General features: G+C 42.0%; 15 protein-coding genes. 9 read left to right on the forward strand and 6 right to left on the reverse strand.

The window, feature by feature from the left end; genetic code table 11:
* Positions 1–58: 58 nt before the first annotated feature.
* The 4 genes from JMX93_RS09470 (at position 59) to JMX93_RS09485 (ending at position 3,322) form a co-directional block, all read left to right on the forward strand.
* A complete protein-coding gene (locus tag JMX93_RS09470) occupies positions 59–472 on the forward strand; it encodes a lipopolysaccharide assembly protein LapA domain-containing protein (protein ID WP_198332824.1) in 414 nt (137 codons plus the stop codon).
* Between the two features lie 73 nt (positions 473–545).
* Positions 546–1,244 carry an orotidine-5'-phosphate decarboxylase gene (gene pyrF, locus JMX93_RS09475; protein WP_499204539.1) on the forward strand — a complete coding sequence of 233 codons (699 nt, stop codon included), beginning with the start codon at positions 546–548 and terminating at the stop codon, positions 1,242–1,244.
* 155 nt (positions 1,245–1,399) lie between these two features.
* Complete coding sequence (locus JMX93_RS09480) at positions 1,400–2,197, forward strand: metallophosphoesterase (protein WP_499204540.1); 798 nt, start codon at positions 1,400–1,402, stop codon at positions 2,195–2,197.
* A gap of 288 nt (positions 2,198–2,485) precedes the next feature.
* Positions 2,486–3,322 (forward strand): histidine phosphatase family protein, encoded by an 837-nt coding sequence (locus tag JMX93_RS09485; RefSeq protein WP_193012969.1) that lies wholly within the window; start codon positions 2,486–2,488, stop codon positions 3,320–3,322.
* A gap of 111 nt (positions 3,323–3,433) precedes the next feature.
* On the opposite strand, the gene rpsT is transcribed toward JMX93_RS09485, so the two are convergent.
* Positions 3,434–3,700: a 30S ribosomal protein S20 gene (rpsT, locus tag JMX93_RS09490; RefSeq protein ID WP_010200097.1), complete on the reverse strand. Its 267-nt coding sequence runs from the start codon at positions 3,698–3,700 to the stop codon at positions 3,434–3,436.
* A gap of 525 nt (positions 3,701–4,225) precedes the next feature.
* On the opposite strand from rpsT, the gene JMX93_RS09495 reads away from it, so the two are divergent.
* From JMX93_RS09495 to JMX93_RS09515, 5 genes are all read left to right on the forward strand, one after another.
* Positions 4,226–4,927, forward strand: coding sequence for an NAD-dependent epimerase/dehydratase family protein (locus JMX93_RS09495; protein ID WP_193012967.1), 702 nt, complete (start codon positions 4,226–4,228; stop codon positions 4,925–4,927).
* Positions 4,928–5,048: 121 nt separating this feature from the next.
* Positions 5,049–5,564: a ribonuclease E activity regulator RraA gene (rraA, locus tag JMX93_RS09500; protein ID WP_499204594.1), complete on the forward strand. Its 516-nt coding sequence runs from the start codon at positions 5,049–5,051 to the stop codon at positions 5,562–5,564.
* A gap of 258 nt (positions 5,565–5,822) precedes the next feature.
* A complete protein-coding gene (mfd, locus tag JMX93_RS09505; protein WP_499204541.1) occupies positions 5,823–9,560 on the forward strand; it encodes a transcription-repair coupling factor in 3,738 nt (1,245 codons plus the stop codon).
* A 249-nt stretch (positions 9,561–9,809) separates the two neighbouring features.
* On the forward strand, positions 9,810–10,244 hold the full coding sequence (locus tag JMX93_RS09510; protein ID WP_499204542.1) for an HIT domain-containing protein: 435 nt from the start codon (positions 9,810–9,812) through the stop codon (positions 10,242–10,244).
* 954 nt (positions 10,245–11,198) lie between these two features.
* A complete protein-coding gene (locus tag JMX93_RS09515) occupies positions 11,199–12,149 on the forward strand; it encodes an adenylate/guanylate cyclase domain-containing protein (protein WP_226914616.1) in 951 nt (316 codons plus the stop codon).
* Positions 12,150–12,263: 114 nt separating this feature from the next.
* Here JMX93_RS09515 and fdx read toward each other — a convergent pair whose 3' ends face one another.
* The 5 genes from fdx to iscU form a co-directional block, all read right to left on the reverse strand.
* On the reverse strand, positions 12,264–12,602 hold the full coding sequence (fdx, locus tag JMX93_RS09520; RefSeq protein ID WP_193012963.1) for an ISC system 2Fe-2S type ferredoxin: 339 nt from the start codon (positions 12,600–12,602) through the stop codon (positions 12,264–12,266).
* Positions 12,603–12,694: 92 nt separating this feature from the next.
* A complete protein-coding gene (hscA, locus tag JMX93_RS09525; RefSeq protein ID WP_499204543.1) occupies positions 12,695–14,575 on the reverse strand; it encodes a Fe-S protein assembly chaperone HscA in 1,881 nt (626 codons plus the stop codon).
* A 209-nt stretch (positions 14,576–14,784) separates the two neighbouring features.
* Entirely contained in the window at positions 14,785–15,366 is a 582-nt protein-coding gene (hscB, locus tag JMX93_RS09530) for a Fe-S protein assembly co-chaperone HscB (RefSeq protein ID WP_499204544.1), read from the reverse strand.
* A 118-nt stretch (positions 15,367–15,484) separates the two neighbouring features.
* The gene (gene iscA / locus JMX93_RS09535; RefSeq protein WP_499204545.1) at positions 15,485–15,805 is read right to left on the reverse strand and encodes an iron-sulfur cluster assembly protein IscA; all 321 of its coding nucleotides are present in this window, start codon (positions 15,803–15,805) and stop codon (positions 15,485–15,487) included.
* Between the two features lie 247 nt (positions 15,806–16,052).
* Entirely contained in the window at positions 16,053–16,463 is a 411-nt protein-coding gene (gene iscU, locus JMX93_RS09540; protein WP_055124404.1) for a Fe-S cluster assembly scaffold IscU, read from the reverse strand.
* Positions 16,464–16,549: the final 86 nt, after the last annotated feature.

The raw sequence follows: 16,549 nt of genomic DNA on the forward strand, positions 1-16,549 counted from the left end.
GGTTCTAGAGTGCTATTTTTAAAACATTAACGACATTCCAAATCGAGGTAGACGTCTCATGCGCTTTTTACTATTTGTATTGCTGTTTTTGAGCTTTGCTTATTCACTTGGTTTGGTGTTGGCAAATAATACTGAAGTCGGCGTAAATTTATTATTCTCGCAAGCACCGACGATGAATTTAGGACTGCTGCTGATTTTATGCCTTATGCTTGGTATTGTTATTGGCATATTGTTGGCGCTGCTTATCTTCCGTGTCTTACAAAATAAATGGGAAATCTCGCGTTTGCAAAAGGCGAATGCTAATCTTCAAGAGCAGCTGACACAGGCAAATGCTGTCATTGATCGCCAAGCAAGCGCGCCAACGGTGGAAGAGGCTATTTATGGTTCGACAGCAACCAATGTGCAAGTGCAAGAGGCAGAAGTATTTAATGTAGATGAAGGCGCTACACTTACCAAGAAAAAACGAGACTAAACTATATATGGAATGATCTATGACCAGTCCATATATAGTGCTTTAATAATTCTGATATAAATATGGTAAAACCATGAATAATACAATGAACTCCCCAGTCATCGTTGCCTTAGATAATATGACGATGGAGGCATCGATAGCATTAGCTGAGCAGTTAGATCCAGCATCATGCCGACTAAAAGTGGGTAAAGAGCTGTTTACTCGCTGTGGTCCTGAAATAGTTAAGGTGCTACATCAGCGTAATTTTGACGTATTTTTAGACTTGAAATTCCATGATATTCCTAATACCACGGCACAAGCGGTACTAGCGGCAGCTGAGCTTGGCGTATGGATGGTGAATGTGCATGCTAGTGCGGGCTTAGAGGCTATGTCATTGGCCAAACAGCGCTTGTTAGAGGGTAACTATGATACCTTGCTGATAGCCGTCACCGTTTTGACCTCTATGGATAATCAAGCATTGAGGCAAACGGGTATTATCGATGGTCTAGATGCGCAAGTGAGTCGATTAGCACAATTGACCAAGCAAGCAGGTCTCGATGGTGTGGTTTGTTCAGCACAAGAAGCTAAAACGCTTAAAGCGTTGTGTGGCCAAGATTTTAAATTGATTACCCCTGGTATTCGCTTGCTAGACGACAATGCCGATGATCAAAAACGCATTTGCACACCAAAACAGGCGTTAAATGAGGGTTCTGATTATTTAGTGATTGGTCGTTCAATTACTCAGGCAGCAGATCCTGCGGCTAAATTACAAAAGATACTCCAAGGTATTTAGATACTTATAAAATATTTAGATATTTACAAAGTGTTTAGATTTTTATAGCGCCAGAATAATAAAAAAGACAGCCTAATCCGCTGTCTTTTTTTAATTTTTGCGGGTATGTCAAAAAATGCTAAACTATTTACGTTTATTTAATGATATTAGAACTTATGAAATTACAGATTTTAAGTGACTTACATATTGACAGTTATGCGCGTCAGTCACATCCGCTAGGGCATATTCCTAAAACTGACGCAGACGTGGTACTAGTCGCGGGCGATACTGCTAACAGCGATAGTGGCATGCTATGGCTACAAGAGCAGGCAGCACGTTTGCAAGTGCCTGTGATTACGATCGCTGGTAATCATGAATACTTTAACGAAGATGTACTACATTTTGATAAAAAGCTTGCCAGATGGGATAATTATAGTGCCCAGTCACAGCAAGGCGTCCGTTTTCTACAGTGTCAACATGTTGATATTGGTGACATACGCATCTTAGGCTGTACATTATGGACGGATTATCAATATCAAGCCAATGAAGACACTATGGCCGCTGCTATGCGTTTTATGCGTGACTATAAGCAGATTTACGCAGGTAGCGAGCTTTTTTCACCTGAAGTATCGATGAAAATTCATGCGGAACAGCGTCAATGGTTGAAGCAAGCATTGATCACCGCCAAAACGCTTGGCAAAAAAACGGTTGTGATGAGTCATCATAGTATCAGTCCATTATCGGTATCTGAAAAGTATGCCAATCTACCAAGTAATGCAGCTTTTGTCAGTGATTTATCTGGTTGGATGTATGAAGATTGGGCGCCAATGCTATGGGTACATGGACATACGCACGAAGCATTTGACTATCGTATTGGCAATACGCGAGTGATTGTTAATCCGCGTGCGTATCCAAATGAGGTGAGCAGCACTGAATTAGCGTTTGCGTGGGACAAAGTCATTGATATCGGCTAAGCGGTTTTATAGTAAAATCCATATAAATTCGTTATATTGTTATCCTCGCTAACCATACTAATGTATAGCTTGCACTCGGTTTGCTTGTATCGGAATTATTTAAATTCAACTATAGTCTCTTGAAAATAAATATTTGTGTGTTTTTATTCATCTTGATTCGTCTTTTTTAAAACAGCGGATCTGAAATAACGGTTATTTTAAGGTTTAACCGCCTAGACTTGTAAGCAATACTACAATCGAACTGATATTTTGTTCATTCATGTCAAAAAATCTGCTACGCTTGCTACCATGAGTAAATACCCAAATAACAATCCCTCAAAACTGTCTGCTGAAACGCTTGCGAGTCACACGCCAAGTGCACCAGCGCCTTCTCACCTACCTGATAGTATGATCTCCTCAGTCAGCTTATTGCCTGAAGATAAACGGCTGATTTTATTTACCAGACATTCCTTACGTGAACGCTCTGACGGCAATGGCTTTGCCAGTTATCAATTACCCCTAACACCTAAAGGTCGCGTGCTAGCGAAGTCTTGGGGGCGCTGGTTGGCAGGGCATTTACCGTACTCGCTCGATGTCGATAGTATCTCAAGTCCGATTGGGCGCTGTATTGACACGGCGCAGTTGATGCAAGCAGGGGCGGGATTACAACGTGATATTACGCATCAGTCATTATTGGTCGAACCTGGCAGCCTAGTGACTGAGCCTGAGATAGCAAATCCAGTATTCAAAGAAATTGGTGTCCTAAACTTTATCAATAGATTCTTGCAAGGCAATCTTGAAGGCACTAAAAATGCTTATCAGGGTGGTCTTGATATTTTGTCGCTGTTTTATCAACATCAACCACAGCATGGGCATTTAATGCTTGCCGTCAGTCATGATACTTTGTTGTCTGCTTTTTTAGCGGTGATGTTTGATGTGGTCGAGATTGATTGGAATGATTGGCCAAAAATGATGGAAGGGGTGTTTTTGTGGTTTGATGATAAGCCGTTTGAACAAGCCAGTGCACACTTCGTTTGGCGCGGTGAAGTGTATGTGCGCCCGATTCATACTTTATTAGATGGCTACCGTGCTGCCGGCTTTCATCCTAATACATTGCTCTTACCGCCAGAAGTAACATGGAAGTGATTCATTTATTTTTGATCAGACATAAAAAAACCTTGCCCCAGTATTAGAACCAGTGACAAGGTTTTAGTCATCACGCAATGAAGGCGAGATGCGGTCTAAACGTTACCAATCTTAAGCTTGTAGGCCTTTGATGGTTTTGTTCAGGCGGCTCTTACGACGAGCAGCTTTATTCTTATGAATAATACCTTTGTCAGCCATACGATCAAGAACTGGTACCGCTTTTTTGTAAGCTTCGGTAGCCGCGTCATAATCTTTAGCTGCGATAGCCGCATCAACACGTTTTAAGTAAGTACGAACCATAGAGCGTTGTGACGCAGAGTTCTGACGACGTTTGGTGTTTTGACGGGCGCGTTTACGAGCTTGTGCAGTATTAGCCACGCGTATCTCCTTGATAAAGACAGATAAAATATGAATGTTGATTGCAATAATGGGTTTAACAATCATCGGTGACGAGCAGCCGTCTCGTCAAACATGATGTCGATGTCTAATATTAAAGTATCTAATATTAATAGATCATCGCAAGCGCCAGAACTGTTTGGAATAATTAAACAGCGTTGACGTGTAAAGCCGGTTATCTTAGCAAATTATCGCGCTTAGGACAATATATTTGATGATTAATGCTGAAAGAAGTTGTGTGATCGTATAGACAACGGTTTTTTATGTCTCTGCTCAACTGTTTTTTGAAATGTTTGTCAATATTGTTGCGCTAAAAAACGCTTATGACTGAATAAATCGTTCATTCGATAAAATCTCTTACAATAAATTCTATAGAATACCCTCAGTTATGCGTTAATTTAGGTATGATACTAGGACACGCCCTTAGGTGAAAAGCCTTGGTGATAGGCTTTAAAATCAGATTTCTCATTATCATCTATTTTCCAACACTATATAAATGGATAGGCTATGCAGCGAAAAGCAATTGTAATTGGCGCGACAGGATTGGTTGGACAGCATCTTGTCAAACAGCTTAGTGAGCTTTATGACACGTTAATTGTGATTGCAAGGCGTCCGCCACGCTATATCAATGCCAGCATGCGCTTTTATCAGGTCAATGATTTTGATAATTTAGCTGAAATATTTGCCAGCGTTGGCGTTGATCGAAAGACGGATGCTTTTAGCTGTCTTGGTACTACAAAGAAGCAGGCTGGTAGCGATGAAGCCTTTCGAAAGGTTGATCATGATTATAATGTCAATTTTGCCAAACTGTGCCAAGATAAAGGCGTTGAAAATTTCTTTTTGTTATCGTCCATGAATGCTGATATTCATAGTCGGTTTCTATACAATCGAGTAAAAGCTGAAACTGAGCAGTCTATTATGGCGCTAGGTTTTACACAGTTATTCATTTTCCGTCCGTCCTTGTTACTTGGTAAGCATAAAGGTCGTCCGCTTGAAAGTATTGGCCAAAAAGCCTTTCAGCTTATATCGCCATTGGTCTCAGAGTCCTTGTCACTACATCCCATTTCCGCGAAACGCGTTGCCAGTGCCATGGCGATGAGCGCGCATGATATTTATGAGCGTAATAAATACCGTACTGAACCTGTAGTCAAAACCACTAATATCATCGAAAACAAGCAAATGCTAGCGATGACTAAAGTTAAAAAATAGCTCAAGTATTAAATTAAGGAAACAATTGAAATTAAGCCCTAGTCATAAATAATCAGTCGTGAATAACTAATCATACATAACAAGGAGCGTCATTATGTCAGATATGCCAGAATCAACAACAATGAATAAAGAGAACTTTGTGACCTGTGATTTATTGGATGCCAATCCTGAGTCGCAGGTATGTTTGCCCAATATCGAAGGTAAGTCTTTTCATAGCTTTGGTGGCAAAAACAAATTCTGCGGTGAAATTGTGACGGTGAAATGCTTTGAAGACAATAGCCGCGTGAAATCGTTATTGAATAGCAATGGTAAAGATAAAGATGGTAATGGTAAAGTATTGGTGGTTGACGGTGGTGGTTCAATGCGTTGTGCGCTGCTAGGCGACATGATTGCGCAGTCAGCGATTGACAACGACTGGGCGGGGGTTATTGTGTATGGCTGTGTTCGCGATGTTGATGATATGGCAGCAATGGATATCGGTGTTATTGCGCTGGGTTGCATCCCACGTAAATCGAATCGCCGCGATGAAGGTCAAACGGATATTGAAATTAGCTTTGGCGATTTAACGTTAAATTCGGGTATGTTTATATATGCAGATAATAATGGCATTATCGCTAGCGACAAGCCCTTAATTTAAAAATGGCTTATCATTTAACAATAGTTTAATAAGTATCAATTAAAGACCTCAGCGTCATCGTTGAGGTCTTTTTATTGAGTGATAACTTTGAGGCTTTAAAAATAGTTTCCAGGCTGCAATAAGTGTTCTTCAAGGTTTTTCAGCAGTGTTTGATGAGAAGTAAAATCCTAAGTGACAAACCGTTACGGCATAAATTTTGGTAATTGCTGAAATATTCGTATAATAGCTCTCTGACTCTTAACGTTGATCCTACCCTTTATGCCTATCACTGCTTTGACTGACGCTTTTGAACCAATTAACCAGCAGTTGTTTCCTATCCAGAATGCCGAGCGGCGTTGGCTGGCACCTGTGCATGGGGCAGTCAGCAGTTTGTGGCTAGCGAGTCTGGTGCAAACACCGCTATGGAATGTTGCCGACCGATTAAAAGTTGTGGTAACACGTGACCAAAACCAGCTTAATCAGATAGAGACGGAACTGGCATTTTGCGGCGTCGATGCTTATGTGTTTCCCGATTGGGAGACGTTGACCTATGATGAGCTGTCACCGCATCAAGACATCGTCAGTGAGCGTATCAATCTCTTGACGGATATGCCAAGTTCAGGGGTGCTGCTTATCTCGGTACAGGCGCTAATGCACCGTGTGGCACCGCCGAGCTGGCTGATAGGGCAGCATTTTGATTTGAGCGTGGGAGATCGATTTGATATCAATACCCAGCGTGGACTACTAGCAAAAGCAGGTTACCGAGCGGTTGAAAACGTCTTTGAGCCGGGTGAATTCGCGGTACGTGGCAGTATCATTGATATCTTTGCGATGGGTCAGCCGTTTCCGCTACGTTTAGATTTGTTTGACGATGAGATCGAGACCATTCGTTTTTTTAATCCGCAAACCCAGCGGACGTTGACCGTTGATGATCTCAAAACAATGATGAGTGGCAACGATAGCAGTATGGGCAAAGAATCGCTGTCGCTACTGCATAAATTACCAGATATCTCAAAACCTATTGAACAATTTCAAATACTACCGGCAAAAGAGTTTCCGCTTGATGAAGGGCGTGAGACGTTTCGTACCAACTTCGCTACGATGTTCCCTAATGCGAGCAGCCGTAAGTTTGAGCTACATAAAGACGTGATGGCAGGTATCGCTAGTAGCGGACTTGAATATTACCAGCCGCTATTTTTTGATTTAAAAGAGTGGCAAGCAAAGAGTAGCTTATTTGCTTACTTACCAAGCGATGCGCTGTTTATCACTGATGAACTAATTAATGAAAAACAGGTAGATTACTGGTCACAAATTCAGCGCCGTTATGAAGAGCGTCGTCATGATATTGATAAACCTATTGTCGCGCCTGAACTGTTATATTTGCTATCAAATACCTTAAACGAGCATCTTAATCGTTATCCACGCGTGATTCTTAGTGCACGTAATGAGCTGGCTACCATGACGGATGTCGCTGCGATTGACAGCGATGACTCATTGTTAGAAGTTGTACACCAATCAGATTTACAGCCAAAAATGCCACTGATGGCAAATAAACAGCAAGGTTTGGTGACGCTCAGTGCGCAAGAGCCACCACAATTATCAGTAAATCATCAAAAGGCCGAGCCTCTTACCGAGCTATTAGAATTTTTAGCGTTACAAGCGCAAACAGCGACGCCAGTATTGATCGTGGCTGAAACAGCGGGTCGCCGCGAGATTCTCATTGAGCTGTTTAAAGGCAAGATCGATATCAAAGCTTATGATAGCTTTGAGGCGTTTTTAGCCGCCGATAAAACTACTGGTCTTAATGCTAAAAAGCTGCCGCAGGTTGGGTTAACGGTTGCACCTATTGAACGTGGGGTGTATGTTCCTGAGCGTTTGGTGCTGATTAGTGAAACGCAATTATTTGGTCGACAAGTGCTGCAAACGCGCCGTCGTCGTCAAAGCGGTGTGTCAGAAGAGTTTTTGGTTAAAAGCGTTACCGAAATAACCGAAGGTAGCCCAGTGGTGCATATTGAGCATGGTATTGGGCGTTACAATGGACTGATTACCTTAGATGTGGGTGATGGTGAGCAAGAGTTTATTCATCTGAAATACGCTGATGATGCCAGTATTTATGTGCCAGTCGCTAATTTGCAAATGATTAATCGCTATAGCGGCGGTGATCCTGCACTTGCGCCATTGCACAAAATCGGCAGCGGCAAATGGGATAAGGCCAAGCAAAAAGCGCTTGAGCAAATCCATGACGTAGCAGCTGAGCTACTCAATATGCAGGCGCGTCGTGAAGCCAAAGTCGGTATTCATTTTAAAATAGACCCATCACAGTATGAGCTATTTGCCAGCCAGTTTGCCTTTGAAGAGACGCCCGATCAAGCCAACGCCATCCATGCAGTTATGGAAGACATGAGGCAAAACCAGCCAATGGATCGTCTTATCTGCGGTGATGTGGGTTTTGGTAAAACAGAGGTCGCCATGCGCGCAGCGTTTATTGCAGTCAGCGCAGGTTATCAGGTGGCCGTATTGGTGCCGACAACCTTGCTGGCAGGTCAGCATGAAGACAATTTCCGTGATCGCTTCGCTGATTGGCCAGTACGTATCGAAACCTTATCGCGCTTTGGTGGCAAAAAGCATCAAGATACGGTATTGGCGGATTTGGCGGCTGGCAAAGTTGATATTGTTATCGGTACGCATAAGCTACTGCAACCTGATGTGAAATTTTCTAATCTAGGTTTAATGATCGTCGATGAAGAACACCGCTTTGGTGTGCGCCATAAAGAGCGTATCAAGGCGATTCAGACCGATGTGGACAGTATGTCGATGACAGCGACCCCAATCCCTAGAACGCTTAATATGGCACTCTCTGGTATGCGTGATATGTCAATTATTGCCACACCTCCAGCACGACGTTTAGCGATTAAAACCTTTGTCATGCAAAAAACTGATGCCTTAATGAAAGAGGCTATCTTGCGTGAGCTATTGCGCGGTGGGCAGGTTTATTTATTGCATAATGATGTGGCTAGTATCGAGCGTATGGCAGAGACCATACGTGAATTGGTGCCTGAGGCGCGAGTAGGGGTCGCTCACGGGCAAATGCAAGAGCGCCAACTTGAACAAGTGATGCAGCAGTTTTATCATAAAAAATTCAATGTACTGATATGCTCGACCATTATTGAAACGGGTATTGATGTACCCAATGCCAATACCATTATCATTGAGCGCGCCGATAAGTTTGGTTTGGCGCAATTACATCAGTTACGTGGTCGTGTTGGTCGCAGTCATCACCAAGCATATTGTTATCTACTTGTACCGTCTATTAAAGGTCTCAAAGGCGATGCTAAGCGCCGATTACATGCGATTGAACGTGCCAATACGCTGGGCGCAGGCTTCATGCTGGCAAGTGAAGATTTAGAGATTCGCGGTGCCGGTGAGATACTCGGTAAGCAGCAAAGTGGTAACATGCAGGCGATTGGTTTTAGTTTATATATGGATATGTTGGAGCGGGCAACAAAGGCGATTAAAGCAGGTAAAGAGCCTGATTTAAGTACGCCATTGTCGCTGACTAGTGAGATCAATCTGCATAGCTCGGCATTGATACCAGAAGAGTATTTGCATGATGTGCATCAGCGTTTGTTGTTTTATAAGCGTATCAGTAATGCCGATGATAAAGAGGCGCTCACCGATATCCGTACTGAAATGATTGACCGTTTTGGAACGCTGCCAGATCAAACCAAGCAGTTATTTGCCATTCATGGACTACGTATACAAGCCGAACCGCTGAAGATTAATAAAATCGATGCCAATAGTAGTAGCATGACATTAGAGTTTGCACCTGATACGCCAGTCGATGCGTTAGCAATTATTAAGTTGATTCAATCAAATGGACAGCGCTATCGTATGAACGGTGCCTCTGGTATTCGTTATCAAGATGCTGATAAACTGGCAACACCGCAACAGCGCGTCACCGCGATTCAAGAGTTATTACGCTATTTTAGCGAGCATATGGTGGCAGCGTCAGCATAGTTGTTTTGGCATTTCGGCATTTTGAGAGCTCAGCAATGATTTTCGGTAGATTAAATCAGCTAAATAAGTTAGCTAGCCAGTGCTCAAGTAGGACGTCAAGACAATGAGTCATAGCGCTATTTTATCGGTCGGATAACTGATAAAATAGCGACATCCTATATTTAGCCTATTATTTTTTAGTAAATTAAATTCTGCTTTTCTAGATTCACATTCCTTTTATCTGAGTGTCATAACAAGAGAACCGTCATTATGTTCCAACTTCATCATAAACTCGCTGCTGATAGTTTCTTAGTGGGGGATTTCCCATTATCGACTTGTCGTTTAATCAATGATTGTCAGTTTCCTTGGTTAATATTAGTGCCGCGCGTATCAGGTATCAAAGAGTTATATGAGTTATCTGAAGCCGATCAAACACAGTTTTTGCGTGAGTCAAGTTGGTTATCAAGCCAACTGGCCAAGACCTTTCAAGCCGATAAAATGAATGTAGCAGCATTGGGTAATCAAGTACCACAGCTACATTTTCATCATATCGTTCGCTATCAAAATGACATGCAATGGCCAAATCCAGTATGGGGCGTCCCTGCTATTCCTTATACCAAAGAAGTGTTGGCACAGATGCAGCAGACGTTAATGATGGCGCTACGTGGTCATCATCAAATGCCTTTTGATTGGCAGATGTCATAAACACCTAAATAGCGGTATATCGGTGAGTTGATTGGCGAATCAGTAATAATGCCCTAGTGGGCACGTAGTGATTGACCCATCAAAGTAGCTGGAAAAATGGTAGGACGCCTAAAGTTAAGCCTTATTGTGGTTTTTTTATGCGTTTTACCGTTTTGTATCAACGCCATTCTCGTTTATTGTATGACGTGATTTGTATATGTTGGTAAATTTTAATTGTTTGAAAGCCAGATAAATATTATCTGGCTTTTCTGTTTTTGGCTCAAGCGATACGTCTCATAATCCTGATTTCGTAGCGCATTAAGACAAGATGAGTGATAAGTGGTATGCTTTTGGCTATCAGTGACATGGGTTTTATTGCATTTAAAAAGTATAATGTAATCATTGATTAATTTTATACACAACCTGGCATAAAGGTAGGTAGTACGCGTGTGCCATCCTCAAGCCTTTTAGTTTTTTAGATAGCCTGTTTTACGTAAGCGAATACTTCATATGCCTTTTTTAGACACGCTGAGACCAAATCACTCTTCAACAAATGAAGAGATTTATCGATTTGACTATCCAGAAGTCTTCGTTTTAATACTTACGGTCATACTCCTCGCTTTATATTTTGATTTTAGACCTACCTCAATGGCACTGCTCGTTATTGTTTGTCTGCCAAGTTTAATGATTTTGATTTATAACTATCGCCGCCAAAAAAATTTTTGGACGTCTAATATTGTCATTATTTTATTATCGGCGGTTATTGGGTCGATACAATTTTGCACGTTCATTTCGCTTAGCTTAGCCGCGCTCATAGTGCTTAGAATTATTATTAGTAGTCCTGAAAATCATTTAAAGCTGATCGCTGTTTCCGTAATAACGATGATAGTTTTCTATTATGTTAGCGTCACTTTGAATAGCGCTGATATAGATTGCCATGAAGGCTGGATAACACCAATAATATTATTAGCCAGTATGATCGTCATACTATATCAGTTTTGGCATGTGTACCAAGAATATATTAGTTACGAAACTCGTGCTCATCAGGCTGTTGGGCGATTAAGTACGATGGTTTCTGTCATTAATAAGTTAACGCGCTTCATACCAACGCAAGTTTGGGAGCCTATCGTAAAATCTGACAGCCCAGTTACCGTTTCTAATAAACGTGCTAAGCTGACGATTATGTTCTCAGATATCGTTGGCTTTACTGAATTGTCAGATAGTTTGAGCGCCGATAATTTGGCTGACATCTTAAATACTTATATGCACTGTATGACATTGATAGCAAATAAGCATGGCGCTGTGCTTGACAAATTCATTGGTGATGGCATGGTGTGTTTTTTTGGTGAGCCAAACAGTCGCGGTGCGCGCCAAGATGCTTTAGACTGTATCGCAATGGCAATAGATATGCGTCGCGAGATGCGAACTTTAAGGCAAAAATGGCGATTGATGGGCTTTGAGGGATTGTACATACGTATTGGCATTACCACAGGTTATTGCCATGTTGGCAACTTTGGCAGCAACAATCGTCTAAGCTATACTTTGATTGGTAAAGAGGCCAATCTAGCGGCAAGACTTGAGTCGAGCGCTGGTAAAGATGAGATATTGGTCAGTGAGAGTACCTACGACTATATCTGTCATAATTACGAATGTCATCATGCTGGTGCATTTAAGCTTAAGGGCTTTGATAGTAAGGTGAATGCGTGGCAAGTGCTGGATCCTGATGCGCATAAAGGCTTCTTGTCAAAGTGGGTTGATCACACATTACCGGGTTTTAATTTGCATCTGAATTTTAAAGATATGAAGGATAATGATTATCAAGATATCAGAGCACGCTTAAATTTTGCGCTTGAGCGTGTCGAGCAGGAGCAAGAAAAAGTGGCAGCCGACATAGCTGCAGCTAGCAAACGTAATGACCATCACTGACAATCGTCATAAATAATCATCTAAAAGTAATGTCTATAAAATTAAGCGCAAAAAAGCCAGCTATGATAGCTGGCTTTTGCAAAATAACAGTCAGGTGAATTTTACGGTTAGTGTTTAATGATTTTCTTTTGCATGGTTGAGCGTATATTTAGGAATCTCAATGGTTAAGTCTTCATCATCGAGCATGACCTGACAAGATAGGCGTGAGTCAGGCTCTAATCCCCAAGCACGATCTAATAAATCGGCTTCGATATCATCCATTTCATCTAAACTATTAAAACCTTTACGGACGACCACATGGCATGTGGTACAGGCTTTTGACATCTCACATGCATGTTCAATTTTAATGCCTTTTTCCAATAGCGCTTTACATAAGTTGCTGCCAGCTTCTAGCTCGACTTCGGTGCCTTCAGGGCAAATTTCATGATGCGGTAGTACGGTAATTTTTGGCATAAATCGTCTTTCCAGTGCTAATCAATTAAAAGAATAAAAATATAAGAGATGAGCTTAGTATGGTTGCTAAGCCACATTCTTAAATGTATCTGCTACCAATCTTGGGCATTCGTGCCTGCCATGCTGGCTTTGACGCTTTGATTCATAATACGGGCAGCAAAGGCATCACTATGAGGCTTGAGTTTTGCTTGCTGTGCCTCGATAAGTGCCAAATCATCAGTACTGAGCGTGGTTTGTAGTGCTTGTATTTGCTCAGCCAATGAGTGCTGCTCCTCAGAAGACAATAAGGCTGCAAATTCTTTAAGGGCAGATTGTAGCGCTAATACTTCACGCTCCGCTTCTACCTTAGTCTCGATTAAAGAGCGTGCATTTTTATCTTCTTCTGCATGCTTGAACCCTGCGACGAGCAACTGCTCTTTTTGCTCATCTGATAACCCATAAGAAGGCACAATCTCGATTTTACTTTCTGTCTTGGTTGTGGTTTCTTGGGCGCTGACGGTAAGCTGACCATTAGCATCAATACTAAAGGTCACTTCAATACGAGCAAACCCAGCTTTCATTGGCGGGATACCATATAGCTCAAAGCGACCCAATGAGCGGCAGTTATCTACTGTCTCGCGCTCGCCTTGTACCACATGAATCACCATGCCTGTTTGACCATCTTGATAAGTGGTAAATACTTGGCGTTTTTTGACAGGAATAGGTGTATTACGTGGGATAAGTACTTCAACTAAACCACCCATGGTCTCAAGACCAAGCGATAATGGTGTCACATCTAACAATAATAGATTGTTGTCACTATCGCCATTGACCAATTGGTGGGCAGTTTGGGCAGCGCCTAAAGCAACAACTTCGTCTGGGTTAAGACGGCAAAGTGGCTGCTTGGCAAAAAACTCAGTCACGACTTGTTGTATGGCGGGCATACGTGTTGAGCCACCGACTAAGATAACTTCATCTAAATCTGTAGCAGTCAGCTTAGCATCGCGTAGTACTTGTTCACACACGCTCAGCGTACGGCGACTAACAGGTTCTACGATAGCCAGTACATCTTCACGGCGTAATGTACCTTGATAGGACTGTCCGTTGATAGTGACGTTGATATCGACCTGTTCAGCATCAGTCAACGCTTGCTTATAAGCTTTAGCTTCTTGTGCGAGTATTGACTTATCATGAAGGCTAACGTCTTTAGGATCGATATTTAATTGTTTGATGATCCAGTTGGTAATAAGACGATCGATATCATCCCCACCTAGCGCACTATTACCACCAGTTGCCAATACTTCAAAAACGCCATCAGTCAACTTTAAGATGGATACATCAAAGGTACCGCCGCCCAAATCATAGATTAAATAATAGCTTTCTTTTTTGCTATCTTCTGTCGATTGATCGAGACCATAAGCGACTGCAGCAGCGGTAGGCTCATTTAGTAAGCGTAGCACATTGATACCAGCGGCTTGAGCAGCATCTTTAGTTGCTTGACGCTGCGCCTCATCAAAATAAGCTGGAACGGTAATCACAGCGCCTTCGATACTGTCTGCAGGTAATGCGCTCGCTGCACGTTGCGCAAGCGCGGCTAATATACGGGCTGATACTTCGACAGGAGACACTTCACCTTGAGCAGTGACAAATACTGGCATAGCATCTTTGCTACCAGATAACTCATAAGGATGAGAAAATTTGATATCAGCTTGGCTACGACCCATAAAACGTTTAGCCGAGACGATCGTATTTTTTGGATCATCCGCTAAGTGGGCTAGGGCGTCATAGCCGACCAAAGGGTTGCCTGTAGCTGGATAATAGACGACAGAAGGCAACAATGTATCTGATGCTGCGCCTGCTTCTAAGACTTGCGCCTTGCCTGAACGTACTACAGCGACCAGTGAGCGTGTCGTACCAAGGTCAATACCTAGGCCAAAACGATGTTGATGAGGTTGAGCGCTTTGATTGGGTTCGGCAATTTGCATTAAAGACATAAGAATAACTCAGAGATAAAATGAATAAGTGTAATGAGGCAAATATAGCATGTTCAGTATGACTGCTTAACCGCTATCTCTTTATTCTAAATATAGAGAAATTTGGCAGTTAAGTATGCTCAAAGTCAGAGATTATACGGTATAGTTGATACTAATTTAACCAAATATTTAGAATCTAGCTTTTAAATAAGATACATCATGCCAGCTATCTAAACGTATAGATCATCGTCATCTGAATGTTCAGCAGTGGCGACTTCATCAAGACCAGTCGTAACATCAGCATTCAACTTGACCAAAAATTTCAGTTTTTGTGTCGCATCAATCGCTGTTAGCCAATCTTGGTTTTTATAAGCATCATTAAAGCGCTCAGACTGTTTTGCTAGGCGCTCTGTAATTTGAGGGTGTAGCTGTTGCAATGTCGCACGATCTTTTCCTTCGATAGCGTCATCTAAATCCATTCGCATTTCCATTGCATCTTCTAAAAAGTCCAAGTCTGCGATTGAGTGTTCTAGATTCTGTGCTTGATCGGCCATATCTAGTAGATAGCTAGCACGACTATCAGGCGCACTTAACGCTTGGTAGGCTTGGTTGATTAATGCTGAAGCTTGCACAGATTGCTGTTGCGCTTGTGAGGTGTTTGCCAGATTCTTGTCGACATTATCAGGGTGATAACGTTTTTGTAGCAGGCGTAGATGCTGATCGAGACTCTCTTGATTGACTTCAAACTGTACAGGTTGCTCAAATAGGGCAAAGAAGTTATCAAACTGGGCTTCTGCAGTAATGTCTCTCATATCATACGCCTTGCTTTTTATTTATTTTGAAAGTTTTCTTTGGTTGAGAACATATTTACGATGGCTTAAATATAGAGTCAGTAAACTCTAAACTAAAGGGTGTTCAACCTTTGGCTCATTAGACGGTAAAAGATTCACCGCAACCACATTCGCCTTTTTGATTAGGATTGGTGAACTTAAAGCCTTCGTTAAGACCTTCTTTTTCGTAGTCCATCAACAAACCATCTAAATACACCAAACTTTTAGGATCAATAAAGATGTTAATGCCGCGGCTTTCGTAACGCGTGTCATTTTCATCAGGGGTATCTACAAACTCTAAAACGTAAGCTAAGCCTGAGCAACCCGCGGTACGGATACCCACTCGAATACCTTCACCTTTGCCGCGATTGTCCAAAAAGTCTCGAACATGCTGAGCGGCGCGTTCTGTCATTTCAATCATGCCAACTCCCATTGACTATCAATAATAAATATCAATCAAAAAATCTGTATAAACTGGCAATGAAAATAGCGCACTTGCCAAAATAATCTTAATAACGACCAGTTAAGAATCGCTAGAAAATAAAAGGTGACAATTACATTAGCGTTATTGTCACCTCTTTAGCGTTAGTAGCTGTTCAATACATCGACTACTAAAGTACTGCCATTAAGACCGTGTACTTAGAACTACAATACTTCCGCTAACAGGTTTAGCTAGCCGCTTCTTCTGTCTCTACTGCTGCGCTATGCTTACCTTTATAGTCGCTAATAGCGGCTTTAATGGCGTCTTCAGCAAGTACAGAGCAATGCACTTTTACTGGTGGTAAGGCCAGTTCTTTCGCGATATCGTTGTTTTTGATTTCGCCCGCTTGATCCAAGCTTTTGCCTTTTAGCCACTCAGTAACGAGCGAGCTTGAAGCGATTGCTGAACCACAGCCATAAGTTTTAAAGCGTGCATCTTCAATGATGCCATTATCATCAACTTGAATTTGTAGGCGCATTACATCGCCACAAGCTGGGGCACCAACCATACCAGTACCAACGTTTTTGGCATTTTTATCAAGATTGCCGACGTTGCGTGGATTTTCGTAATGATCAATAACTTGGTCACTATAGGCCATGGGGTTTTCTCCTAGTTAGATGATGAGTAGTCAATTACTGACTTTAAATGTCTAACTACTCATCGATAATTGGGGTCAAACATTTA

The sequence above is a fragment of the Psychrobacter muriicola 2pS genome, from assembly GCF_904846535.1.
GTDB lineage: Bacteria > Pseudomonadota > Gammaproteobacteria > Pseudomonadales > Moraxellaceae > Psychrobacter > Psychrobacter aquimaris.